The 23,309-nt window shown below is 70.1% G+C and carries 20 protein-coding genes and 2 tRNA genes; 9 read left to right on the forward strand and 13 right to left on the reverse strand.

What is annotated here, in order from left to right:
• Positions 1–43: 43 nt before the first annotated feature.
• The gene (locus tag ATL45_RS05520; protein WP_093152361.1) at positions 44–2,677 is read right to left on the reverse strand and encodes a valine--tRNA ligase; all 2,634 of its coding nucleotides are present in this window, start codon (positions 2,675–2,677) and stop codon (positions 44–46) included.
• Positions 2,678–2,802: 125 nt separating this feature from the next.
• On the opposite strand from ATL45_RS05520, the gene ATL45_RS05525 reads away from it, so the two are divergent.
• Positions 2,803–5,097 carry an FdhF/YdeP family oxidoreductase gene (locus ATL45_RS05525; RefSeq protein ID WP_093152363.1) on the forward strand — a complete coding sequence of 765 codons (2,295 nt, stop codon included), beginning with the start codon at positions 2,803–2,805 and terminating at the stop codon, positions 5,095–5,097.
• A 49-nt stretch (positions 5,098–5,146) separates the two neighbouring features.
• Here ATL45_RS05525 and ATL45_RS05530 read toward each other — a convergent pair whose 3' ends face one another.
• From ATL45_RS05530 to ATL45_RS05540, 3 genes are all read right to left on the reverse strand, one after another.
• On the reverse strand, positions 5,147–5,758 hold the full coding sequence (locus ATL45_RS05530) for a YwqG family protein (protein ID WP_093152364.1): 612 nt from the start codon (positions 5,756–5,758) through the stop codon (positions 5,147–5,149).
• Positions 5,759–5,845: 87 nt separating this feature from the next.
• Positions 5,846–6,631 (reverse strand): SDR family NAD(P)-dependent oxidoreductase, encoded by a 786-nt coding sequence (locus ATL45_RS05535; protein WP_093152366.1) that lies wholly within the window; start codon positions 6,629–6,631, stop codon positions 5,846–5,848.
• 11 nt (positions 6,632–6,642) lie between these two features.
• A complete protein-coding gene (locus tag ATL45_RS05540) occupies positions 6,643–7,809 on the reverse strand; it encodes an SDR family oxidoreductase (protein ID WP_093152367.1) in 1,167 nt (388 codons plus the stop codon).
• 71 nt (positions 7,810–7,880) lie between these two features.
• On the opposite strand from ATL45_RS05540, the gene ATL45_RS05545 reads away from it, so the two are divergent.
• The gene (locus ATL45_RS05545; RefSeq protein WP_093152369.1) at positions 7,881–8,795 is read left to right on the forward strand and encodes a LysR family transcriptional regulator; all 915 of its coding nucleotides are present in this window, start codon (positions 7,881–7,883) and stop codon (positions 8,793–8,795) included.
• Positions 8,796–9,006: 211 nt separating this feature from the next.
• On the opposite strand, the gene ATL45_RS40355 is transcribed toward ATL45_RS05545, so the two are convergent.
• On the reverse strand, positions 9,007–9,114 hold the full coding sequence (locus tag ATL45_RS40355; RefSeq protein WP_439332438.1) for an MFS transporter small subunit: 108 nt from the start codon (positions 9,112–9,114) through the stop codon (positions 9,007–9,009).
• A complete protein-coding gene (locus tag ATL45_RS05555; protein WP_093152370.1) occupies positions 9,111–10,439 on the reverse strand; it encodes an OFA family MFS transporter in 1,329 nt (442 codons plus the stop codon). The genes ATL45_RS40355 and ATL45_RS05555 overlap by 4 nt, the downstream gene beginning before the upstream one ends.
• A gap of 245 nt (positions 10,440–10,684) precedes the next feature.
• Here ATL45_RS05555 and ATL45_RS05560 point away from each other — a divergent pair, with 245 nt between their 5' ends.
• From ATL45_RS05560 to ATL45_RS05570, 3 genes are all read left to right on the forward strand, one after another.
• Positions 10,685–11,146, forward strand: a complete 462-nt coding sequence (locus ATL45_RS05560) for a peptidase inhibitor family I36 protein (RefSeq protein ID WP_170210166.1) — start codon at positions 10,685–10,687, stop codon at positions 11,144–11,146.
• Positions 11,147–11,293: 147 nt separating this feature from the next.
• Positions 11,294–12,133: a formate dehydrogenase accessory sulfurtransferase FdhD gene (gene fdhD, locus ATL45_RS05565; protein ID WP_093152373.1), complete on the forward strand. Its 840-nt coding sequence runs from the start codon at positions 11,294–11,296 to the stop codon at positions 12,131–12,133.
• 59 nt (positions 12,134–12,192) lie between these two features.
• Positions 12,193–13,071, forward strand: coding sequence for an alpha/beta hydrolase (locus ATL45_RS05570; protein WP_093152374.1), 879 nt, complete (start codon positions 12,193–12,195; stop codon positions 13,069–13,071).
• A 5-nt stretch (positions 13,072–13,076) separates the two neighbouring features.
• Here ATL45_RS05570 and ATL45_RS05575 read toward each other — a convergent pair whose 3' ends face one another.
• The 5 genes from ATL45_RS05575 to tig form a co-directional block, all read right to left on the reverse strand.
• On the reverse strand, positions 13,077–13,715 hold the full coding sequence (locus ATL45_RS05575; RefSeq protein WP_093152375.1) for an RBBP9/YdeN family alpha/beta hydrolase: 639 nt from the start codon (positions 13,713–13,715) through the stop codon (positions 13,077–13,079).
• 202 nt (positions 13,716–13,917) lie between these two features.
• Complete coding sequence (gene clpX, locus ATL45_RS05580) at positions 13,918–15,195, reverse strand: ATP-dependent Clp protease ATP-binding subunit ClpX (protein ID WP_093152377.1); 1,278 nt, start codon at positions 15,193–15,195, stop codon at positions 13,918–13,920.
• Positions 15,196–15,775: 580 nt separating this feature from the next.
• A complete protein-coding gene (locus ATL45_RS05585; protein ID WP_093152379.1) occupies positions 15,776–16,408 on the reverse strand; it encodes an ATP-dependent Clp protease proteolytic subunit in 633 nt (210 codons plus the stop codon).
• Positions 16,409–16,448: 40 nt separating this feature from the next.
• A complete protein-coding gene (locus tag ATL45_RS05590) occupies positions 16,449–17,072 on the reverse strand; it encodes an ATP-dependent Clp protease proteolytic subunit (protein WP_211841183.1) in 624 nt (207 codons plus the stop codon).
• Between the two features lie 238 nt (positions 17,073–17,310).
• Positions 17,311–18,669, reverse strand: a complete 1,359-nt coding sequence (tig, locus tag ATL45_RS05595; protein WP_093152383.1) for a trigger factor — start codon at positions 18,667–18,669, stop codon at positions 17,311–17,313.
• A gap of 199 nt (positions 18,670–18,868) precedes the next feature.
• Here tig and ATL45_RS05600 point away from each other — a divergent pair, with 199 nt between their 5' ends.
• Entirely contained in the window at positions 18,869–19,810 is a 942-nt protein-coding gene (locus ATL45_RS05600; RefSeq protein ID WP_093152387.1) for a ferredoxin family protein, read from the forward strand.
• On the opposite strand, the gene ATL45_RS38295 is transcribed toward ATL45_RS05600, so the two are convergent.
• Together ATL45_RS38295 and ATL45_RS05605 are read right to left on the reverse strand one after the other, a co-directional pair.
• Positions 19,758–19,949, reverse strand: coding sequence for a hypothetical protein (locus ATL45_RS38295; RefSeq protein WP_143121633.1), 192 nt, complete (start codon positions 19,947–19,949; stop codon positions 19,758–19,760). The genes ATL45_RS05600 and ATL45_RS38295 overlap by 53 nt on opposite strands.
• A 144-nt stretch (positions 19,950–20,093) precedes the next feature.
• Positions 20,094–20,167 (reverse strand) — tRNA-Pro (locus tag ATL45_RS05605).
• A 114-nt stretch (positions 20,168–20,281) separates the two neighbouring features.
• Between ATL45_RS05605 and ATL45_RS05610 the strand changes: the two genes are divergently transcribed.
• From ATL45_RS05610 to ATL45_RS05620, 3 genes are all read left to right on the forward strand, one after another.
• Positions 20,282–20,352 (forward strand) — tRNA-Gly (locus ATL45_RS05610).
• Between the two features lie 735 nt (positions 20,353–21,087).
• Positions 21,088–22,545 (forward strand): MDR family MFS transporter, encoded by a 1,458-nt coding sequence (locus tag ATL45_RS05615; RefSeq protein WP_093152390.1) that lies wholly within the window; start codon positions 21,088–21,090, stop codon positions 22,543–22,545.
• 55 nt (positions 22,546–22,600) lie between these two features.
• Positions 22,601–23,227: a 2'-5' RNA ligase family protein gene (locus tag ATL45_RS05620; protein ID WP_093152393.1), complete on the forward strand. Its 627-nt coding sequence runs from the start codon at positions 22,601–22,603 to the stop codon at positions 23,225–23,227.
• Positions 23,228–23,309 lie beyond the last annotated feature (82 nt).

A 23,309-nucleotide genomic window follows, 5' to 3' on the forward strand; every position in this document is an offset into this window, starting at 1 on the left:
GGCGCCCCCGGAGTCCGGGAGCGCCCTTCGCAACGGCAGTCGATCAACCCTGCGGGAGACCGTCCAGGCGGGCCTTGATGCGGTCGATCTCGGTCTGCGCCGCTTCGCGGCGGGCCTTGATCTTCTCCACCACCTCGGCCGGGGCCTTGTCCAGGAACGCCGGGTTGGTCAGCTTCTTGTCCGTGCCGGTCAGCTCCTTCTCGGCCGCCGCGAGGTCCTTCTCCAGGCGCTTGCGCTCGGCGGCGATGTCCACCGCCCCGGAGAGGTCCAGCTCCACCGCCACGTTGCCGCCGCTCAGGCCGACCTCGATGGAGGCCGAGGAGGTGAAGCCGTCGGCGGGCTCGGTGATGCGGGCCAGCGACCGCACCGCGGGCACGTGCTCGGCCAGGCCGAGCTCGACGGCGCCGCCGAGCTTGGCCGCCACCCGCTGCCCCGGCTTGAGGCCCTGGTCGGACCGGAACCGGCGGATCTCGGTGATCAGCTTCTGCACCGCGGCGATCCGCTCCGCGGCGGCCTCGTCGGCCACCGCACCGGACGGCTTCGGCCACTCCGCGACGACCACCGACTCGCGACCGGTCAGCGCGGTCCACAGCGTCTCGGTGATGAACGGGATCGTCGGGTGCAGCAGGCGCAGCAGCACGTCGAGGACGTGCCCGAGGACCTCGCGGGTCCGCACCGCCCGGTCACCGCCGGCGTCCAGCTGGACCTTGGTCAGCTCCAGGTACCAGTCGCAGAACTCGTCCCACGTGAAGTGGTAGAGCGCCTCGGTGGCCTTGGCGAACTGGAAGTCCTCCAGCAACGCGTCCACATCGGACACCAGCTGGTCGGTGCGGTCCAGGATCCACCGGTCGGCGTCGGTGAGCTCGGAGCGGTCGGCCAGCCGCTCCGGCACCTTCGCGCCGTTCATCATGGCGAACTTGGTGGCGTTGAACAGCTTCGTGCAGAAGCTGCGGGAGGCCGCCACCCACTCGTCGCTGATCGGCGAGTCGGTGCCCGGGTTGGCGCCGCGGGCCAGCGTGAAGCGCAGCGCGTCGGTGCCGTAGGTGTCCATCCACTCCAGCGGGTCCACGGTGTTGCCCGCGGACTTGGACATCTTCTTGCCGTGCGCGTCGCGGACCATGCCGTGCAGCACGATCTCCTTGAACGGCTCGACGCCGTCCATCGCGTACAGGCCCATCATCATCATCCGGGCGACCCAGAAGAAGAGGATGTCGTAGCCGGTGACCAGCACGCTGGTCGGGTAGAACTTGCGCAGGTCCGGGGTGTCCTCCGGCCAGCCGAGCGTGGAGAACGGCCACAGGCCCGAGGAGAACCAGGTGTCGAGCACGTCCTCGTCCTGGTGCCAGCCCTCGCCCGACGGCGGTTCCTCGTCCGGCCCGACGCACACGACCTCGCCGCCGGGGCCGTACCAGATCGGGATCCGGTGGCCCCACCACAGCTGCCGCGAGATGGCCCAGTCGTGCAGGTTGTCGACCCAGTCGAAGTAGCGCTTGGACATCTCCGGCGGGTGGATCGCCACCCGGCCGTCGCGGACCGCGTCACCGGCCGCCTTCGCCAGCGGGCCGACCTTGACGAACCACTGCAGCGACAGCCGCGGCTCGATCGGCTCCTTGGAGCGCGAGCTGTGCCCGACGCTATGCCGGTACGGCCGCTTCTCCTCGACGATGCGGCCCTGCTCGCGCAGCGCCTCGCGGACGGCGACCCGCGCTTCGAAGCGGTCCATGCCGTCGAACTGCGTGCCGGTGTGGGCGATGCGGCCCTGCACGTCCATGATCGTCATCATCGGCAGGTCGTGCCGCTTGCCGATCTCGAAGTCGTTCGGGTCGTGCGCCGGGGTGACCTTGACGGCGCCGGTGCCGAACTCCGGGTCGACGTGCTCGTCGGCGACGACCGGGATCTTGCGGCCGGTCAGCGGCAGCTCGATCTCGGTGCCGACCAGGTGCCGGTAGCGATCGTCGTCGGGGTGGACCGCGATGGCGGTGTCGCCGAGCATGGTCTCGATCCGGGTGGTGGCCACCACGATCGAGCTCTCCCCGTCGCCGTAGCGCATGGAGACCAGCTCGCCGTCGACCTCCTTGTGCTCCACCTCGATGTCGCTGATCGTCGAGCGCAGCGCGGGCGACCAGTTCACCAGCCGCTCGGCCCGGTAGATCAGGCCGTCGTCGTAGAGCTTCTTGAAGATCGTCTGCACCGCGCGGGACAGCCCGGTGTCCATGGTGAAGCGCTCGCGCGACCAGTCGACGCTCTCGCCGAGGCGCTTCATCTGCCCCAGGATCGCGCCGCCGTACTGCTCCTTCCACTGCCACACCCGCTCCACGAACGCCTCGCGGCCGAGTTCGCGGTGGTCGATGCCCTGATCGCGCAGCTGGCGCTCGACCAGCGTCTGCACCGCGATGCTGGCGTGGTCCATGCCCGGCAGCCACAGCGCCTCGTAGCCCTGCATCCGGCGGCGCCGGGTGATGATGTCGATCTGGGTGTGCTCGTAGGCGTGCCCGATGTGCAGGTTGCCGGTGACGTTCGGCGGCGGGATGACGATGGAGAACGGCGGCTTGTCGCTGTTGGCGTCCGCGGTGAAGTATTCGGCGTCTACCCAGCGCTGGTACAGCTCGGCCTCTACGTCGGCTGGATTCCAGGTCGACGGAAGTTCACGGTGCTGAGCGGCATGGGTCTGTGTCACGGGGTGGATTCTACGAGTCCCCGCCCACCGGTTTGCCCGGGCATCACTCCGGCCGCGACCAGCGCGGACGTGGCGCTGGACACCCCCGCCGTGCCACCCCGCGCGCGGTGTCGCAGGCTAGGCCCATGTCGCGTGGAGCTCCTGAGCAGGACATCGACGAGAACGCCCTCCGAGTCGGCGAGCCCGGCCACGCCGCGGCGGGCGTCAAGGGCGTGCTGGTCTCGCTGCAGCGCGGCTGGGAGCAGATGGGCGTGACCCGCACCGCGCGCACGTTGCCGCTGCTCAACCAGCGCGACGGCTTCGACTGCCCGGGCTGCGCGTGGCCCGATCCGCGCGAGGCCGAGGGCGACAAGCGCAAGATCGCGGAGTTCTGCGAGAACGGCGCCAAGGCGGTCGCCGAGGAGGCCACCACCCGCCGGGTCGGGCCGGAGTTCTTCGCCCGGCACAGCGTGGCCGAGCTGGCCGAGCGCACCGACTACTGGCTGGGCCAGCAGGGACGGCTCACGCACCCGGTGATCCTCCGCGACGGAGACACCCATTACCGCCCGATCGAGTGGTCCGAGGCGTTCGAGGTGATCGCGGAGCGGCTGCGGGCGCTCGGTTCGCCGGACGAGGCCGCGTTCTACACCTCGGGCCGCACCAGCAACGAGGCCGCGTTCCTGTACCAGCTGCTGGTGCGCAGCTTCGGCACGAACAACCTGCCGGACTGCTCGAACATGTGCCACGAGTCGTCCGGGTCGGCGCTGACCGAGACCATCGGCATCGGCAAGGGATCGGTGTCGCTGTCCGATGTGGAGCACGCCGACCTGGTGCTGGTGGTGGGCCAGAACCCGGGCACCAACCACCCGCGGATGCTGGCCTCGCTGGAGAAGGTCAAGCGGCGCGGCGGGCGGATCATCGCGGTCAACCCGCTGCCGGAGACCGGGCTGATGCGGTTCAAGAACCCGCAGAACGCGCGCGGCGTGGTCGGCGACGGCACCCAGCTGGCCGACGAGTTCGCGCAGATCCGCATCGGCGGCGACCTGGCGCTGTTCAAGGCGATCAACGCGCTGGTGCTCAAGGCGGGCGCGGTGGACCAGGACTTCGTCGACGGCTGGACGCACGGCTTCGCGGAGTTCGCCGCGCAGGCCGCCGACGTCGACTGGGAGGCCACCGCGGAGGCCACCGGGCTGCCGCGGGAGCAGATCGAGCGGATCGCCGAGATGGTGATGTCCTCGCAGCGCACCGTGGCCTGCTGGGCGATGGGGCTCACCCAGCACAAGCAGGGCGTGGCGACGATCCGCGAGGTGGTCAACCTCCTGCTGCTGCGCGGCATGATCGGCAAGCCCGGTGCCGGGGTGTGCCCGGTGCGCGGCCACTCCAACGTGCAGGGCGACCGCACGATGGGCATCTGGGAGAAGATGCCGGAGAAGTTCCTGGCCGCGCTGGAGGACGAGTTCGGCGTGCCGGTGCCCCGCGAGCACGGCCTGGACACGGTGGACACCATCCGCGCGATGCGCTCCGGCCGGGTCAAGGCGTTCCTCGGGATGGGCGGCAACTTCGTCTCGGCCACACCGGACACCGAGGCCACGGTGCGCGCCCTGCGCGACTGCGAGCTGACCGTGCAGGTGTCGACCAAGCTCAACCGCTCGCACGCGACGCCGGGCCGCACCGCGCTGATCCTGCCGACGCTCGGCCGCACCGAACGCGACGTGCAGGCCGGCGGCGAGCAGTTCGTGACCGTCGAGGACTCGATGTCGGTGGTGCACCGCTCGCGCGGCCGCCTCAAGCCCGCTTCGGACCGGCTGCTGTCCGAGGTCGCGATCGTCTGCCGCCTGGCCCGCGAACTGCTCGGCCCGCAGCACCCGGTGCGCTGGGAGTCCTTCGAGCGCGACTACGACGTGATCCGCGACCACATCGCGAACGTGGTGCCGGGCTGCGCGGACTACAACCGCAAGGTCCGCGAGCCGGACGGCTTCGTCCTGCCGCACCCGCCGCGCGACAGCCGGACGTTCCCGACGGCGACCGGCAAGGCGAACTTCACGGTGAACGTCCCGGAACCCATCGAGATCCCAGCCGGCCGCCTGCTGCTGCAGACCCTGCGCAGCCACGACCAGTACAACACCACGATCTACGGCCTGTCCGACCGCTACCGCGGCATCGAGGACGGCCGCCGGGTGGTCCTGGTCCACCCGGACGACATCGCCGAACTCGGCTTCGCAGCGGGAGATCTGGTCGACGTGGTCTCCGAGTGGGCGGGCGAGGAAGGCCCGGAGGAGCGCCGGGCGGAACGCTTCCGCATCGTCGCCTACCCGACGGCCCGGGGCTGCGCGGCGGCCTACTACCCGGAGGCCAACCCGCTGATCCCGCTGAACTCGGTGGCCGACAAGTCCAACACCCCGGTCTCCAAGGCGATCACCGTCCGCCTGGAACGGATCTGAGGTGCGCTTCGGGGCGTCATGGCGCCCCGAAGCGCTCACGGCTCGACGGTCAGCCGCACTGCCAGAGGAAGCGGCCTTGGCCGGTCTTCTCGTCGAGGAAGGCGTAGGCGACTCCTCCGTCGCCCAGGTTCATGCCGAACGGTTCGTCCTCGCTGTCGATCTGCGCCACGAAGCGCCAGGTGCCGGGTTCGTCCGGCCATTCCTCCTGCTGCATCCAGCTCGGTTCGCCCCACAGGCGGCTGCGGAGGAAGCCCTCGTCGTCGTCATCCTCGTCCGCCTCGTCGTGTTCGTGCGGGGTCAGTTCCGCGCGGTGGTCCGGGCCGAAGGTCGGGCCCCTGCGGATGCTGGCCACCTGGTAGAAGTCCGGCAGCTCGCCGGGCTGGGCGAAGAAGGCGTTCTCGCCGCCTGCCGGGTCGTAGGTCCCGTCGACGAAGTCCTCTTCCTCCTCGGTCATGAACAGGTAGCCGAGCCGGACTTCGTCGCCGGGCAGCCGGATCTGGCCGATGAACCGCATCGGCCTGCCGGTCTCCGCCGACAGCGGCCAGGTCGGGTCTTCGAGCCAGACCGGCTGACCGCCGAACTTGGTGATCGGTTCGGTGATCGGTTCCGGTGCCTCCACGAAGGCCAGGTCCTGTCGGCCGGGAGTGCTGCTGCTGGTCATCCGAGTCCTCACTCTGCGGTTGCGCGACCGACCGTAGCGCGACCGGCCGACCGCGGAGAGGCACTTCGGCCCAACGGGGCTCGCCGCTCAGAGCTGGCCGAGGGCTCCGCCGTCGACCGACCACTCCGCTCCGGTGACCTGGGCGGCCAGCGGGGACAGCAGGTAGGTGATCACGCGGGCCACGTCCTCCGGGGTGCCGAGGCGGCCCGAGGGCAGGCGGCGGACCTCGTTGACGAAGTGGTCGATCGCCTCGTCCACCGGGCGGTCGTACTGGACGGCGAGCTGCTCGGCGAAGCCGCCGGGGGCGTCCCAGAGCCAGGTCCTCGTCGGGCCGGGTGCGACGACGTTGGACCGCACACCGCTGGGCCCGAACTCGGCCGCCAGGGACTTCGACACCGCCAGCAGCGCCGTCTTCGACGCCGCGTAGTCGACCAGCGGGGCGTCCGGCAGGCGGGCCGCTTCGCTGGTCACGTGCACCAGGCTGCCCGCGCCGGTCGCCAGCAGCGCCGGCAGCGCCGCGCGAGTCATGCGGACCGCCGAGTGGAGGTTCAGGTCGAAGGTCCGCTTCCACTCCTCGTCGGTCACGTCCAGGAATCCCGCGCGGGAGCGCAGGCCGCCGACGTTGTTCACCAGTCCGTCCAGCCGGCCGTGCCGCTTGAGCGCGGTCGCGACGACGCGCTCCGCGGCGTCCGGATCGGTCAGGTCGGCCGGGACTCCGCTCACCCCGCTGCCGAGTTCGCAGATCGAGTGCGGGTTGCGCGCCACGCCAACGACTTTCGCGCCTTCGGCCGCCAGCAGGCGCACCGTCGCCTCGCCGATCCCGGCGGACGCTCCGGTCACCAGGAAGACCTTGTCGGTCAGTTGCAGATCCATCTCGGCTCCTCTCAGGGGATGATGCGGCGCTCGCGCAGGTCGTCGAAGATCTCCCGGAACATCTCCTCGGTGTCGACGAACTCGTGGAAGCCGGAGCGGCGCGCCTTGGAGCCGTCGGCGAACATGTCGTAGTCCCAGGAGAAGACGAAGTCGCCGAAGCCCCAGGACGAAACCTCTTGGTAGGACAGCGGTTCCAGGCCGTGCTCGGCGACCATGCGCTGCCACAGCTCGGCCTTGTCGGCCATCACCTCGGTCAGCGACATCGGCAGCGGGTCGCCCACCGGCAGGCCGAAGTGCGCCGCGATCTTCGGCCACATCTCCCGCCAGCGGAACAGATCGCCGTTGTTGATGTTGAACGCCTGGTTCCGCGCCTGCTCCGCCGTCGCCGCCCAGACGGTGGCCTTGGCCAGCAGGCGCGCGTCGGTCATCTCCAGCAGCGAGTCGTAGGCCCCGGGCTTGCCCGGGAACCGCAGCGGCAGACCGAGCTCCTTCGTGATCGCCGCGTAGACGGCGATCACCAGCGCCAGGTTCATCGGGTTGCCGAGCGCGAAACCGGCCACCACCGACGGGCGCAGCGCGGTCCAGGTCCACGACTTGCCCTGCTGGCGCTGCTCCAGGAACTCCTGCTGGGCGGCCATGAACTCGGGCGGCATCGGGCGGGCGTCGGTCTCCCGCGCCGGGGTCTTGAACGGCCCGAGGTGCGCGCCGTAGACCTTGTAGCCCTGCATGAGGCTGACGTGGCTCAGGCCGGGTGCGGCGGCTTCGACCGCGTCGACGACGTTGGTCAGCATCGCCATGTTCGGCGGCACCAGCTCGGCCCAGGTCGGCCGGTCCTGGTAGGCCGCGTAGAAGAGGTGCGTGACACCGGTCAGCCCGCTCAGCTTCTCCCGGGTGTCCTGCGCGTCCATCAGGTCGACGGCCAGGTACCGGACGCGGTCGCCGTCCTCGCCGCCGCGCCGGGACACCCCGATCACCTCCCAGTCCGGCAGGGTGACCAGGTGCTCGACGAGGTTGCGCCCGATGACCCCGTTCGCACCGACGACCAGCGCTGTTCCGCCGCTCCGCGATTCACCGCGGTGGTCGCGTTCGGGATCGGTCTCACGTGTGGCGGTTTCTTGCGGTGGGGCTGCGTCACGGGTGCGGCTGCGCAGGACTCGGGTTGGCACAGGATTGCTCATGCCGACAACATTCGTCGGCGCGGATCGATAAGTCCAAGGCTTGTTTTCTCTGCTGGTGATAATTTCTGCTCATGGCAACGCTCCGGCAGTTCGAATACCTGGTCACCGTGGTCGACACCGGATCGTTCACCCGGGCCGCCGAGCTGCTGCACGTCACGCAGCCCGCGCTGTCGCACCAGGTGCGCGCGTTGGAGCGGGACGCGGGCGGGCCGCTGCTGGAACGGCTGCCACGCGCGGTCCGGCTCACGCCGATGGGCCGCGCGATGCTGCCGCACGCGCGAGCCGCGCTCGCCGACGCGGAGCGGGCGCGCTCGGCCGCCCGGCAGGCGTCCGGCCTGGAGAGCGGCGAACTCCAGCTCGCCACGGTGTACTCGGCGAGCCTCGGCGTGCTGCCACCCGTTCTGCGCGCGTGGCGGCGGGAGCACGGCGGCGTGCGCATCCGGCTCTTCGAGCACCGCCACGGCGACGAGCTCAAGGCGTCGATGGCCGCCGGGCAAGCGGACGTCGCCGTCGGGCCTGCACCGTCCGATTGGGACGGTCCGGTGCACGCGCTCGGCGTGGAGGAGTTCGTCGTAGTGCTGCCGCCGGACGACCCGGTGGCCGTCGGCGGCGCGACGCGCGTCGAGCTGGCGATGCTCGCCGACCGCGGCTGGGTGCACTACAGCCCGGAGAACGGCCTCTCCGAGGTGCTGGACGCGGCTTGCGCCGGCGCCGGTTTCCAGGTCCGCGCCGCGGTCCGCTCCGAGCAGACGGCGGCGGCACCGATGCTCGCCGCGGCCGGGCTCGGCCCGGCACTGGTACCGGCGAACATCATCCCGAAGCAGTTCGACGGCGAGCTCCTGCGACCCGACCCGCCGGTCCACCGCACCCTGACCGCCTACACCCGGAGCAGGCCCGACCCGCTCACCGCGGCGTTCGTCGACACCCTCGCCCGCAAGGCGGCCGTCCTCCCCGACCACGTCCGCCGCCGCCTCGCACCCGGCTGAAGCCCTCCACGCATCTCGGTGTTGCGTACCGCTTCCAGGCGAGTGCCGCGTCAGGTGGCTCGGAGCGCTGCGACCACCGATGCTCGGGAGGTCGCCGAGCACGGAGAGCCGATGCGCCACGCCTTGTACCCACCGCCGTTCGGGGAGCTGGCCGATCCCAGCGTGCTCGCCGAGCTCTCCGCACGGGCGGTTGCCGACGTGGTCGCGGCGATCAGCCGGTGAACAGCAGCGAGACCTTCTGGACCAGTTCGTACACGCCGTAGGCGAAGGGCAGGCCCACCCACGCCCAGGACACCACCAGGACGGTTCGGCGGTTCATCGCGCCTCCGGTTCGTGGAACTTCGGGTCGACCGGGCGGACCAGCTCGTTGGCCGCGAAACCGATCACAAGCAGCCCGATCATGATCACCAGCGAGGTCGTGTAGAGGTCCGGGCCGGTGGCACCGGCCGCCTCGCGGGCGTCGGCCACCGCGTTGACGATCAGCGGCCCCAGCACGCCGGCCGCCGACCACGCGGTGAGCAGCCGACCGTGGATCGCGCCCACCTGCGCAGTGCCGAACAGGTCCTTCAGATAGGCCGGGACGGTGGAGAAACCACCGCCGTAGAAGGACAGGATGAGCATCGCGCACAGCACGAACACGGGAATCCCGGACGAGCCCGCCAGCAGGATGCCCAGGTACAGCAGCACACCGCCGCCCAGGTAGACGCGGTAGATGTTCTTGCGCCCCACCACATCCGATGTGGACGACCAAACGAACCGGCCCGCCATGTTGGTCAGCGACAGCAGCGCGACGAACCCGGCCGCCGCGCCCGCCGCCACCGGCGTCGCGCTGGTCGCGAAGAACCCGGTGATCATCGGCGCCGCCTTCTCCAGGATGCCGATGCCCGCGGTGACGTTGCAGCACAGCACCACCCACAGCAGCCAGAACTGCGGAGTGCGCACCGCGTTGCGGGCCGTCACGTTCGCGGTGGTGATCATCGGCCGGGACGCCTGCCGCACCGCGGGAGCCGGGTTCCAGCCCGGTGGCGGCGTCCGGATCAGCAGCACGCCCAGCGACATGAACACCGCGTAGACCACGCCGTGCACCAGGAAGGTCAGCGCGATGCCGGACTGGTCGTCGCCGAAGGACGCCAGCATCTGCGTCGACCACGGCGAGGCGATCAGCGCACCACCGCCGAAGCCCATGATGGCGATCCCGGTGGCCATGCCCGGCCGGTCCGGGAACCACTTGATCAGCGTCGACACCGGCGAGATGTAGCCGATGCCGAGCCCGATGCCGCCGACGAACCCGTAGCCGAGCACCACCAGCCAGTACTGGCCGAGCGCGATGCCCAGCGCGGAGATCAGGAATCCCAGCGAGAAGCAGGTGGTCGCGACGGTCATCGCCCACCGCGGCCCGCGGCGCTCCACCAGCGTCCCGCCCAGCGCCGCGGACAGCCCGAGCATCACGATCCCGAGCTGGAACGGCAGCGCGCTGAGCGTGCCGCTCAGGCCGAGCGCACCCTCCAGCGGCGGTTTGAACACGCTCCACGCGTAGACCTGGCCGATCGCCAGGTGCACGGCCAGCGCGGCGGGCGGCACCAGCCAGCGGTTCCAGCCCTCCGGCGCGACGATTCGGGCGGGGGAGAGCAGATCTGCGGCCATCAGGCCTCCCGGCCAGGTGCTGTTGATCGAGGAGCGCTGAGCATACTTGTGCGCGGGCGGCCGATCGAGGGTCGTCTTCCGCCGAGCGAACGCGCGAGGGGGCCGGCTCCTGGGTTCGATCAGCCGCCGCCGGAGTAACCCGACAGGTGGTAACCCGGGCACATTGGTGGGCTTCCCGTGGCAGCGGCGGAATCGGTGCTGAACAGTCCTGGATGTCGATCTGCCGACTGAATGGACGAGTTTCCATGCGCCTGCGTTCGTTCGTCGTCGCCGGCTTCGCGGCAGCCGTTGCTCTTGTCCCCGCCGTCCTCGGGCACGCAGCGGTCGCCGACGGGCCGGAAGCGCGGACGGTGCCCACCTTCAGCGAGGAACTCGGCAGCGGCGTCGAGCGGTGTCCGGTGGGTCAGTTCTGCTGGTACAACGCCCCCTTCTACAACCAGGGCCAGGAGAACTGGATGTGGCGGTCCAGCAATTCCCAGCCCGATCTGGGGCGCAGTCCCGGCAGCAGCGACGAGGCCGAGTCCGTGGTCAACCGGACCGACGAGCAGATCACGCTGTACGAGCACTGGCGATACGGGCGCTGCGTCACGGTCCCGCCAGGCGGCCGGATCGACGACCTCGACGCGTTCTCGCTGCAGAACAACGTCACGTCGATTCACCACGGCAACGAGTTCTCGTGCCCGAGCTGGGGATACGTCGCTTCGTAGCGGCTCGACGAGGCACGGCCCCGGAGGTCCAGTCCCGCAGCGGGCTGGACCTCCCGTCGTCTCCCAGCACGGCACGCTGCGCATACTGAGAGCCGGGCAGCCCGTCTGGGGTTGCCATCTGCCGGGCGAACGCGCGAGGAGGGGCCGATGGGACGCGTCACGGTGCGGCGACCGGTGCTGAAGATCGCCGCCGATGGGACCAGGAGCAGGCCGGACGTGCTCGCGGCCGAGGAGCCGATGGAGATCCGCGTCGACGGCAGGCCGCTGTCGGTGACCATGCGCACGCCCGGGCACGACGTCGAACTCGCCCACGGGTTCCTGCTGACCGAGGGCATCATCCACGACCGCGAGCAGCTGTCGACAGCTCGCTACTGCGACAGCCCCGGCCCGGACGGGCGCAACACATACAACGTGCTCGACGTCCTGCTCGCGCCCGGCGTGCAGCCGCCCGATGCCTCGGTGACCCGGAACTTCTACACCACCTCCTCGTGCGGTGTGTGCGGTAAGGCGGCGCTGGACTCGGTCCGGCTGACCACCCGCCACTCCCCCGCCGCCGACCCGCTCACCGTCACCGCGGAGACCCTCATCGGCATCCCCGACCAGCTGCGCGCCGCCCAGCGCGTCTTCGACACGACCGGCGGCCTGCACGCGGCCGGGCTGTTCAGCGGCGACGGCGAACTGCTGGTGGTGCGGGAGGACGTCGGGCGGCACAACGCCGTCGACAAGGTGCTCGGCTGGGCCCTGCTGGCGCAGCGCGTGCCGCTGTCCGGATGCGTGCTGATGGTGTCCGGGCGGGCATCGTTCGAACTGGTGCAGAAGGCCGCGATGGCGGGCGTGCCGATGCTCGCCGCGGTCTCCGCGCCGTCCTCGCTGGCGGTCGACCTCGCCGCCGAGCAGGGCATCACGCTGGTCGGGTTCCTGCGCGGGCGGTCCATGAACGTCTACACCGGCGCCGAGCGCATCGTGACCAAGAACATCGCAGGTTAGCGGCAAATCCCGCGCCGCGTTGGCACGATGGAGAGCAGGAGCCGCCACTGGAGGGATGCATGCGCGATTCGCAGGGTCGTCACCTGCTGCCGCGCCGCAGCGTCCTCGCCGCCGGCATCACCGGCGCCGCCGCCCTCGGGCTGGGGCTGGGCGGCCGGTTCGGGTCGGCGCCGCCCGGCACCCCGGTGCCGCTGGCCAACCAGTCGAACGTGTCCGTGGAACGGCTCTACTCGCACGCCCGCAACTGCTTCATCAACTTCGTGCTGATGTCCCCGAAAGGCGTTCCGCGCCAAGGACTTCCGGTGTGCCTGATGCTGCACGGCCGGTTCGGCGACGCGCGCAAGTCGGTGGGCGGGCTGCCGGGCTGGCTGTCGGACTCGGTGGCCTCGGGCCGCATCCCGCCGTTCGCGTTCCTGGCCGTGGACGGCGGCGGGAACAACTACTGGCACCGGCGCCCGAACGACGATCCGCTGTGGATGCTGCTCGGCGAGGTGCCGCGCTGGCTGGCCGAGCGCAACCTCGGCGGGCCCGATCACCGCCCGTTCGCCGCAGCGGGCATCTCGATGGGCGGGTTCGGCGCGCTGCTCTACGCGCGGCGCAGGCGTGAGATGGGGCACCCGCTGTCCGCGGCGGCGGTGGTGTCCCCGGCGCTGATCACCAGCTGGCCGGAGATGCGCAAGCGCAAGGCGTTCACCACCGAGGCCGAGTGGGCGGAGATCGATCCGCTGCGCCACATCGGCTCGCTCGGCAACCTGCCGCTGGGCGTGTGGTGCGGCACCGAGGACCGCTTCATCGAGGGAACCCGCCGCTTCATCCGCATGGCCGAACCCGACTACGCGTCCACGACCCCGGGCGGCCACAACAGCCGCTACTACCGCAAGGCGCTGCCCGAGGTGGTGAACTTCATCGGCGGTGAACTGCCCGCGGCGACGAGGTGAGCCCGTCAGGCCAGCCGGAGGCGGGCCTGGGACTGCCCGGCGGTGTAGGGATCGGCGTCGAAGCGGTCGTTGAGCGGCACGGTGCCGTAGAGGGCCCAGCTCAGCACCGCCGGCCAGGGGCCGTAGCCCGCGTCGGTGTTCAGGTGCTCGCCGTCGAGGATCACGTCCATCTCGACCTGGAGCGAGTCCGCCAGCGCGTGCGCCCGGTACATCGACAGGTACGGGTCGCCGGTGCCGACCACGAGCCGCGTGATGCCCGCCGCGCGGCGCAGCGCCGCCGCATCCGTCGGGTACGAGGTGATGCCCTGGGCATCCGGGTGCTGCCACTCCGGCGGCGGCGGGGCCACCAGCAGCACCCGGTCCGCGCGCCTGGCGCTCCCGCCGACCGTCGCCGCGTGGTGCAGCCACAGCGCCACTCCGCAGGAGTGGGCGGCCACCACGAGCTCGGCCTCCTTCGGCACCGCGGCCAGCCGCTCGCGCAGCACCGGCAGCCAGTCCGCCAGCACCGGCCGGTCCGGATCGGGGAACGACGGCAGGTCCACCTCGACGCCCTGTTCCCGGAGCTGACCGGCGAGCCACTGCTGCCAGTGCCAGGGTCCGGAACCGGTCATCCCGTGAACCAGCAGGACGTGCATCTCGCTCATGGCAGGCGCTCCCCGGGAAGATGATCTGGTCAGTACCCAGGATCATCTAACCGGGCCGGGTTCGCAGCGTCCGCGCCCGGGCCACAAGAGTGAAACGGCCCGCGATGCGAGAGGCATCGCGGGCCGGGGTGTTTCAGCTCTCCGGACTCGAAAACCGCTGGTGCTGAAGCCAGTTCCGCAATCGTTCAGCGGAACGGGCGCATTATGCGGACTTCTCGCGGCGTTCGCGGCGCGTCGCCTGGCGCGCCACGATCGTCGGGTTCACGTTCTCCCGGACGGTCTGCTCGGTGATCACGACCTTGGCGACGTCCGACCGGCTCGGGATGTCGTACATCACCGGCAGCAGGACCTCTTCGAGGATCGCGCGCAGACCGCGGGCGCCCGTGCCGCGCAGGATCGCCTGGTCGGCGATCGCCTCCAGCGCGGTCTTGGTGAACTCCAGCTCCACGTTGTCCATCTCGAACAACCGCTTGTACTGCTTCACCAGCGCGTTGCGCGGCTCGGTGAGGATCTGCACCAGCGAGGGCTTGTCCAGGTTCGTCACGCTGGCCACCGTGGGCAGCCGGCCGATGAACTCCGGGATCAGGCCGTACTTGATCAGGTCCTCGGGCATCACGTCAGCGAAGTGGTCGGCGGTGTCGATCTGGGCCTTGGAGCGCAGCTCCGCACCGAAGCCGACGCTGTGCTTGCCGACCCGCTCCTCGACGATCTTCTCCAGCCCGGCGAACGCGCCCGCCACGATGAACAGCACGTTCGTCGTGTCGATCTGGATGAACTCCTGGTGCGGGTGCTTGCGGCCGCCCTGCGGCGGCACGCTGGCCGTGGTGCCCTCCAGGATCTTCAGCAGCGCCTGCTGCACGCCCTCGCCGGAGACGTCGCGGGTGATCGACGGGTTCTCGCTCTTGCGGGCGATCTTGTCGACCTCGTCGATGTAGATGATGCCGGTCTCGGCGCGCTTGACGTCGTAGTCGGCCGCCTGGATCAGCTTGAGCAGGATGTTCTCGACGTCCTCGCCCACGTACCCGGCCTCGGTCAGCGCGGTGGCGTCGGCGATGGCGAACGGCACGTTCAGCATCTTCGCCAGCGTCTGCGCGAGGTAGGTCTTGCCGCAGCCCGTCGGGCCGAGCATCAGGATGTTGGACTTGGCCAGCTCGACGGCCTCTTCACCGCGGCTCTGGCGCTCTCCGGCCTGGATGCGCTTGTAGTGGTTGTAGACCGCTACCGACAGGTTCCGCTTCGCCGGGTCCTGCCCGATGACGTACTGGTCGAGGAACTCGTGGATCTCCGCGGGCTTGGGCAGCTCGTCGAGCTTGACCTCGCCGGCCTCGGCCAGCTCCTCCTCGATGATCTCGTTGCAGAGATCGATGCACTCATCGCAGATGTACACGCCGGGGCCGGCGATGAGTTTCTTCACCTGCTTCTGGCTCTTCCCGCAGAAGGAGCACTTCAGCAGGTCGCCGCCGTCACCGATACGTGCCATGACCGCTGACCCCGTCCCCTCCGGCGCGCCGTCCGGTAGCGCGCCTGACCGTATGTGCTTCCGACGGTACCTGGCGTTCCCCGAGTTCGGGGAGACTCACAGTGTCCGCCATGGCCAAGCGTGATGTGACCAGCACCGCGCTCGGCGTGTCGTGACCCCGCACCCGGGCGTGCCGCCCCACCACATGGCCGGGACGTTACGCGTTCCCGCAGCTCGCAGCAGCTGTTTTCGCCGGGAACCGGAAAAACCGCGCACCGCGTGGGCGGCCACGGCCGCCGGAGAACGGCTCCGCGGTCGGCACCTGCCGAAACGCAGGCCCGCCACCTGCGAGAACGAGAGATGACTCACGCCTCGGGCAAGCAGCGGCACCGCGTCCGACCCGGTCGTTCCACGGTGATCAACAGCCACCGCGAAGATCGACCCGCGCCCAGCGACGCCGCGGGTTCGCAGCGGCCGCCTGGCGAGGAGAACCCGTTCGCCGTGCGTTCGACACGTGCATGAGAACGGGATCCCGCAGCCAGGCGGCCGCTGCGGTTCCGCTACCCGCTCCGCTGCGCGGGGCGAGTCCGGAACACCAAGGTCAGGCCTTCTGCTCGGAGAGCTTGCGGTAGGGCACGACCTCGTCGATGATCCCGTACTCCACGGACTGCTCCGCGGTCAGGATCTTGTCGCGGTCGACGTCCTGGCGGACCTGCTCCTGCGAGCGGCTGGTGTGCTTGGCCAGCGTCGACTCCATCAGGTCGCGCATCCGCTGGACCTCGGCGGCCTGGATCTCCAGGTCCGACACCTGGCCGTAGATGCCCTCCACCGACGGCTGGTGGATCAGCACCCGCGAGTTCGGCAGCGCCTGGCGCTTGCCCTTGGTGCCCGCGGCCAGCAGCACCGCTGCCGCCGACGCCGCCTGGCCGAGGCAGATGGTGCGCACGTCCGGGCGCACGTACTGGATGGTGTCGTAGATGGCCATCATCGCGGTGAACGAGCCACCCGGGGAGTTGATGTACATCTGGATCTCGCGGTCCGGGTCATCGGACTCCAGGAAGAGCAGCTGCGCCATCACGTCGTTGGCGGAGGCGTCGTCGACCTGGACGCCGAGGAACACGATGCGCTCCTCGAACAGCTTGTTGTACGGGTTCGACTCCTTGACCCCGTACGCGGTGCGCTCGACGAACGAGGGCAGCACGTACCGGGACTGCAGGGACTGGTAAGGGTTCACGGCCGGTGACTCCTCAGTTGCTAGTTCCGGGCGGGGATGATCAGCTGCGCGGCAGGTTCGCGGCGCTCGCCACGTGGTCGACGAACCCGTACTCGCGGGCCTCCTCCGCGGTGAACCACCGGTCGCGGTCGGAGTCCTGGGTGATCCGCTCCACCGTCTGACCGGTCTGCTCCGCGATCAGCTCGGCCATCTCCTTCTTGTGCCTGGAGAACATCTTGGCCTGGATCTCGATGTCCGAGGCCGTACCGCCGAGGCCTGCCGACGGCTGGTGCATCATGATCCGCGCGTGCGGCAGCGCGAACCGCTTGCCCTTGGCGCCCGCGGACAGCAGGAACTGCCCCATCGAAGCGGCCATGCCCATCGCCACGGTGGCCACGTCCGGCTTGACCAGCTGCATGGTGTCGTAGATGGCCATGCCCGCCGTCACCGAGCCGCCCGGCGAGTTGATGTAGAGCGAGATGTCGCGGTCCGGGTCCTCAGCCGCCAGCAGCAGCAGCTGCGAGCAGATCTGGTTCGAGATCGAGTCCTCGACCTGGGAGCCGAGGACGATGATGCGCTCCCGCAGCAGCCGCTCGTAAACCGAGTCGTTGAGCGAGAGTCCGTTGGTACCCGTCCGCATGGACGGCGCCTGCGCGTCGGACGCCGGAGTCAGGTGCTGCGTCACGTCTCCCTGCCTTCTCCCACATTGGGCTCTTTCACGTGGGCCACTCGGGTCACTCGCGCCGCTCCCGATCCGCTTCCAAAGTGGACCGAGCGGGTCCGCGGGCGACTTCGACGGCCCTGCTTCCCTCTCGGGTGATCCGCTACAACCGACCCTAACGAAAGTGGGCGGCACCAGCTTCCCAGTACCGCCCACTTTCGCTTAGAGCATGTTTATCGAGTTGTCGAGCGCGCGAGCCGGATCACTCCGACTTCGCGGTCTCGGTCTCCTCCTCGCCCTGCTGCGGGCCGAACAGCTCGTCCAGGTCCAGCTCGTTGCCCGCGGCGTCGGTGACCGTCGCCTGGCGGACCACCGAGAACAGCGCCTTGCTGCGGCGGACGTCGGCGTAGAGCGCGCCGAGCTGGCCCGACTGCTGGGCCTGCTGGACGAACTGGTCCGGGCTCACGCCGAACCGCTGCGCCTGGTAGATGATCCGCTGGGTGAGCTCGTCGTCGGAGACCGAGACGTCCTCGGCGTCGGCGATGGTGTCCAGGACCAGCTGGGTCCGGACCGCCTTCTCCGCCTCCTCGCGGGTCTCCGCGTCGAACTGCTCGCGGGTCTTCTCCTGCTGCTCAAGCCACTCTTCGAAGCGCTTCTCGTCGTGGTCGAACGGGTGCACCGCGTCGTGCTGGCGCACCTCGACCTCGGACTCGACGACCTTCTCCGGCAGCGGCACCTCGACGGTCTCCAGCAGCGCGTCCAGGACCTTGTCCCGGGCCTGCATGCCCTGCTGCATCTTCTTGACCCGGCCCAGCCGCTCCCGCAGGTCGGCGATCAGCTCGTCGACGGTGTCGAACTCGCTGGCCAGCTGCGCGAACTCGTCGTCGGCCTCGGGCAGCTGGCGCTCCTTGACGGAGTTCAGCTTGACCGTCACCTCGGCGTCCTTGCCGGCGTGCTCACCGGCCACCAGGTTGGTGGTGAAGGTCTTGGTGTCGCCCTCGCTCGCGCCGATCAGCGCCTCGTCGATGCCCTCGATCAGCTGGCCGGAGCCGATCTCGTAGGACAGACCGCTGGTCTGGGCGTCCTCGACCTCTTCGCCGTCGACGGTGGCCGACAGGTCGATGCTGACGAAGTCGCCGTCCTGCGCGGCCCGGTCCACCCCGGCGAGGGTGCCGAAGCGGGCGCGCAGCGAGTCCAGCTGCTCGGTCACCTCGTCCTCGGTGACCTCGACGTCGTCCACGCTCACCGACAGCTCGCCGAAAGCGGGCACGGTGATCTCCGGGCGGACGTCGACCTCGGCGGTGAACGCGATCTCGGCGCCGTCCTCGATCTTGGTCACCTCGATGTCCGGGCGACCGAGGGTGCGCACCTCGCTGCTGTTGACCGCTTCCAGGTACTTGGCCGGGACCGCCTCGTTGACGACCTCGTCGAGCACGGGGCCCCGACCGATGCGGCTCTCCAGCACCCGCGCCGGAACCTTGCCCGGCCGGAAGCCGGGAATGCGAACCTGCTGGGCCAGTGCCTTGTACGCGCGGTCGAAGTTCGGCTTGAGCTCGTCGAACGGCACCTCGACGTTGATCCGGACGCGCGTCGGGCTCAGGTGCTCGACGGTGCTCTTCACGTGGTCTCCTAGTGCGAACGTGCTTTGATTCCCGGCGCTGCCAGCGGGCGCGGCGCAACACCACCCCCAATGCCGGGCTGACCACCGAGTCTATTGCTTCCCACCGGCGACCACGGGCCGGGGTTGCGGGAAGCGGTACCGGCGACCGTCCGGCCATCTCGTTTCGCGGCGGTCAGCGGCCGCGTGCTTGGGTGGGATCGTGCAGCACACCACCGCCGATGCCGCCACTTGCGCCGCGCTGTCCACCGCGCACGCCGAACCGCTCACCGGGACCGCCGCGGTCGCGCGCGGCTGGCTCTGCCTGGAGCAGCGCGGGCCGTGGGGGCGCAACGCGCTGGTCCAGAGCCACCTCGACCCCGAGCTGGGCCGGGCGCTGGACGCGAAGGCCGGCGAGCACGGCGTGCGGGTGCAGCTCATCCGGCACCCGGGACGCCACGCGGACACCCCGGAGGCGACCGCGCGCCGGGTGCTGCTCGCCAACACCGCGCCCGGCTCCGGCTGGCTGCGCGAGCTGACCACCACCGACCCGGCCGAACTGCTCGACCTCGACTTCGAGCGCATCGCCGCCGGGCACCACGACGGCTGGGGACGGCCGGTGGCCGAACCGGTCCTGCTCGTGTGCACCAACGGCCGCCGCGACCGGTGCTGCGCCGTGCTCGGACGCGAGCTGATCAACGACCTGGCCGGCAACGACGCCATCTGGGAGACCTCGCACACCGGCGGACACCGCTTCGCCCCCGCCGCGGTCCTGCTGCCCAGCGGGTACACCTACGGGCGCCTCACCGCCGAAGCCGTCGGGACGATCCTGTCCGCGGCCGCGGCCGGCGAAGTCGCGCTCGAGCTCTGCCGCGGCCGGTCGACGTGGAACCACGCAGGTCAAGCCGCCGAACTCGCCGTCCGCGAGCACCTCGGCGAACACCGCACCGACGCGCTGCGCGTCACCGGCGGCACCGCCGAGCTGGTCGACGTCGCCCACCAGGACGGCCGCCGCTGGCAGGTGACCGTCCGAACCCGCGAACTCGACCCTCCCCGGCCCAACAGCTGCGGCAAGGCAGCGGTCCGACCCACCGCCACCACCGCGGTGGCCATCACTGACCGTTCAACACCGAACCGACCGCCGCGCTCAGCTTCGTCGGGGTGACCGCCGTCACGATCCCGTCGGCCGGGGCCAGCTCGGCCACCCCGACCGGCCCGGGAACGACGAACGACACCACGACCAGCAGCACCAGCGCGGCACCCAGCACCGCGCACACCACCGCTGCGGGAAGGTGAGCGCGCAACTCCGGAATCCCATCGCGCACGAACGGGAAATCGGCACCTCGCGCCCGACCGTTACCAACCGTCACGCCCGGCTGCGAGCCAGATCACCGACCGGGAGACGAAAAACCGGTCGCCCGCGAGAAGCGGGCGACCGGCCGCGGACGTCGGGGTGGCGGGATTTGAACCCACGACCCCTCGCACCCAAAGCGAGTGCGCTACCAAACTGCGCCACACCCCGTCCGACGTGCGACGCACCCGAGAACCCCGGGTGCGTTGCGAAGAGCCTATCGCGACCCGCTAAGCTGTGGCACGCAAGGTCGCCGAACCCCAGCGGGAACGGCGAAACCAGCACGCGGGCGTAGCTCAATGGTAGAGCCCCAGTCTTCCAAACTGGCTACGCGGGTTCGATTCCCGTCGCCCGCTCCGAGTTTGGGTGGAGTGTGTCGGCGGAAAGCGCCGACCTCAACTCTCCGCCATGACATCTGGGGGGCCGAGCCCCCCAGGCCCCCACGGAGCGGGGGTTGCTTTCTGGACGGCTCCCCGACTTAGCGAGGGTTCCCGGCCTGGATTCTCACCAGCCGGTTGTTCGGGGCGTCTTCTTCGCACCACCGCACCCCACTACGTCAACGCGTAGTGCCGGATTCACCCTCACCCCCACCCCACTGCGTCAGCGTGTAGTGCCGGTCCTCCGCGATTTCGGTTGAAATTGGATGCTCCTCACCGCAGGCTCCGTCGGGAACGTTGCGGGTCCAATTTCAATTGAAATCGCTACACCACTCAGGGTGACCACCCGCCGCTTTGAACCTTCCGCAACCCCGGACCGGCCGTACCACCTCTCGCCGGGCCCACCCTTGTATCACCGCGTATCGCCTGGTGGCGACGCTCCTCGCCTGGCCACTCCGAGCCACTGGCTCGGGGTGATGCGTTGTTCGGGGTTGGTCGCACACCGCTTCGAGGCCGATGCCTTGGTGGGCGAGGTTTCGATCTTCTTTGCCCCGGGCCGGGTCACCCCAGTGTTCAGGATGGTGTCGTTGATCTCCTGGGTTCGGTGGTGGGCGTGAAATCGGTTGGGTTTTGTCGGGGTCTTGCGTCACTCTGGGAGTGGTTCGTCTTTCCGGGCGGGCGGGTTGCTCTTCTTTCGGTCTTCTTGGGGGTTTCGTGCGGCGGCTCGAGTACAAGTGGCTCGTCGGGATCACGTTCGTGCTGGCGCTGATCATGCAGATCCTCGACGTCACCATCCTGAACGTGGCGCTCGCCACGCTCGGGCGGGAGTTCCAGGTCGGGCCCGGGGCGCTGCAGTGGGTGCTGACCGGGTACATGATCAGCCTCGCCGTGTTCATCCCGTCCTCCGGCTGGATCGCCGACCGGTTCGGCAGCAAGCGGACCTTCCAGGCCGCCGTGATCATCTTCACCTTGGCCTCGGTGCTCTGCGGGGTGTCCACCGAGCTGTGGATGCTCATCGCCGCACGCGTCCTGCAGGGCGTCGGCGGCGGCATGCTGGTGCCCGTCGGGCAGGCCATGCTCTTCCGGGCGTTCCCCGCCAACGAACGGGCGAAGGCCGGGGCGGTGCTGTCCATCCCGATCACCGTCGCGCCGATGCTCGGCCCGGTCCTCGGCGGCGTGCTCGTCGAGTACGCCGACTGGCGCTGGATCTTCTTCATCAACGTGCCCGTCGGGGCGCTCGCACTGCTGTGCGCCGTGCTGTACCTGCGCGAGGAGGAGCGCACCGATCCGGGGCGCTTCGACCTGCCCGGCTTCCTGCTCGCCGGCATCGGCCTGGCCTCGCTGCTCTACGGCCTCGAACAGGGTGCCCAGCTCGGCTGGGGCACTCCCCAGGTGTGGGTGAGCCTGCTCGTCGCCGGACTGCTCATCGCCGGGCTGATCTGGCGGGAGCTGACCGTCCGCCACCCGATGCTGGACCTGCGGCTGCTGGCCGACCGGATGTTCGGCACCGGCAACCTGCTGCTGCTGTGCCAGACCGGTTCGATGTTCGGCATCCTCTTCCTGCTGCCGCTCTTCCTGCAGAACCTGCGCGGGGTGTCGCCGATGGGGGCCGGGCTGGTGCTCATGCCGCAGGCAGTGGCCATGCTGCTGACGACCCAGGTGGTCAGCCGGGTCTACGGCCGGATCGGCCCGAAGCGGCTGATCCTGGCCGGGTTCGCGGTGCAGGTGGCGATCTGCGCCGGGCTGCAGCTGCAGGGGCTGACCACCTCACTGGGCTACCTGGTCGGGCTGCTCGTGGTGCAGGGCGTGGCCATGGGTCTGCTGATGACCCCGCTGCAGACCGCCACCTTCGCGGGCGTCTCCGGCCCGAAGATGGGGCAGGCCAGCTCGCTGTTCAACGTCAGCAGGCAGGTCGCCACCGCGCTCGGCACCGCCATCGTCGCCACCGTGCTGGTCGTGCTCACCGAACGCGGTCAGTCCACAATGGACCCCGGAACCTCGTTGGCCGAGGTCCAGCTCGGCGCCTACCACGGAGCGTTCCTGGTCTCGGCGGCGTTCGCGGTGCTGGGTATCCTGCTGGCGCTGCGAGTGCGCGACGCCGACGCCGCGGCCAGCCTCGACCGCCCGCGCGGGCGACGGGGCGACCGCGAACCGGCCGAGACCGTGAGATAGGTCAAGCGCACCCCGCCACCGGAAAGCTCCGGGCAGTATGTGAGGGGTGACCGATATGCCGCACGTCGACCAGGTCCGCAACCACGCCCGCTGGCGCCCGGGCTGGCGCGCCGGGCGCACCGGCTACGCCTGGTTGCTGCCGCTCTCCGACCAGCCCGGGCTGCGCAAGCTGGTCAACGACTACCAGTACGCGCTGCGCGATCTGCCCGGCTTCGACCTCGTCCCGCTGGAGTGGATGCACATCTTGGTCCAGGAGATCGGGTTCACCGACGAGATCGACGAGGCGCGGATCGAACCGCTGGTCGCGGCCACCCGCAAGCGGCTCGAATCGGTGCTGCCGCTCACCCTGGCCTTCCACCACGCCGTGGTGCAGCCGGAATCGCTGTCGCTGCCCGCCGAGCCGCAGTCGACGATCATCGAGCTGCGGACCGCGGTGCGCGAGGCGCTGGCGGACGTGCTCGGCGAAGCGGCCGTGCCGCCGGAGCCCGAGGACGTCGACAAGCACGTCAGCCTCGCCCACTCCACCACCGACGGCCCGGCGATCTTCGCGGTCGCCACGCTCAGCGGAACCCAGGTGGAGCCGACCACGGCCAAGCTCCCGACGCTGTCGCTGGTGAAGCTCAACCGCGACCACTCCTGCTCGGAGTGGGAGAAGGTCGCCGAAGTGCCCCTCGGCTCCTGACCACCGAGGCGGCCCCGCGTCGATTTCGCGCGAAATCGACCACCACCTGGGTCGCCCGGCCTCGACGGGATCGGTATCAAGG

Source organism: Saccharopolyspora antimicrobica (genome assembly GCF_003635025.1).
Taxonomy (GTDB): Bacteria; Actinomycetota; Actinomycetes; order Mycobacteriales; family Pseudonocardiaceae; genus Saccharopolyspora; species Saccharopolyspora antimicrobica.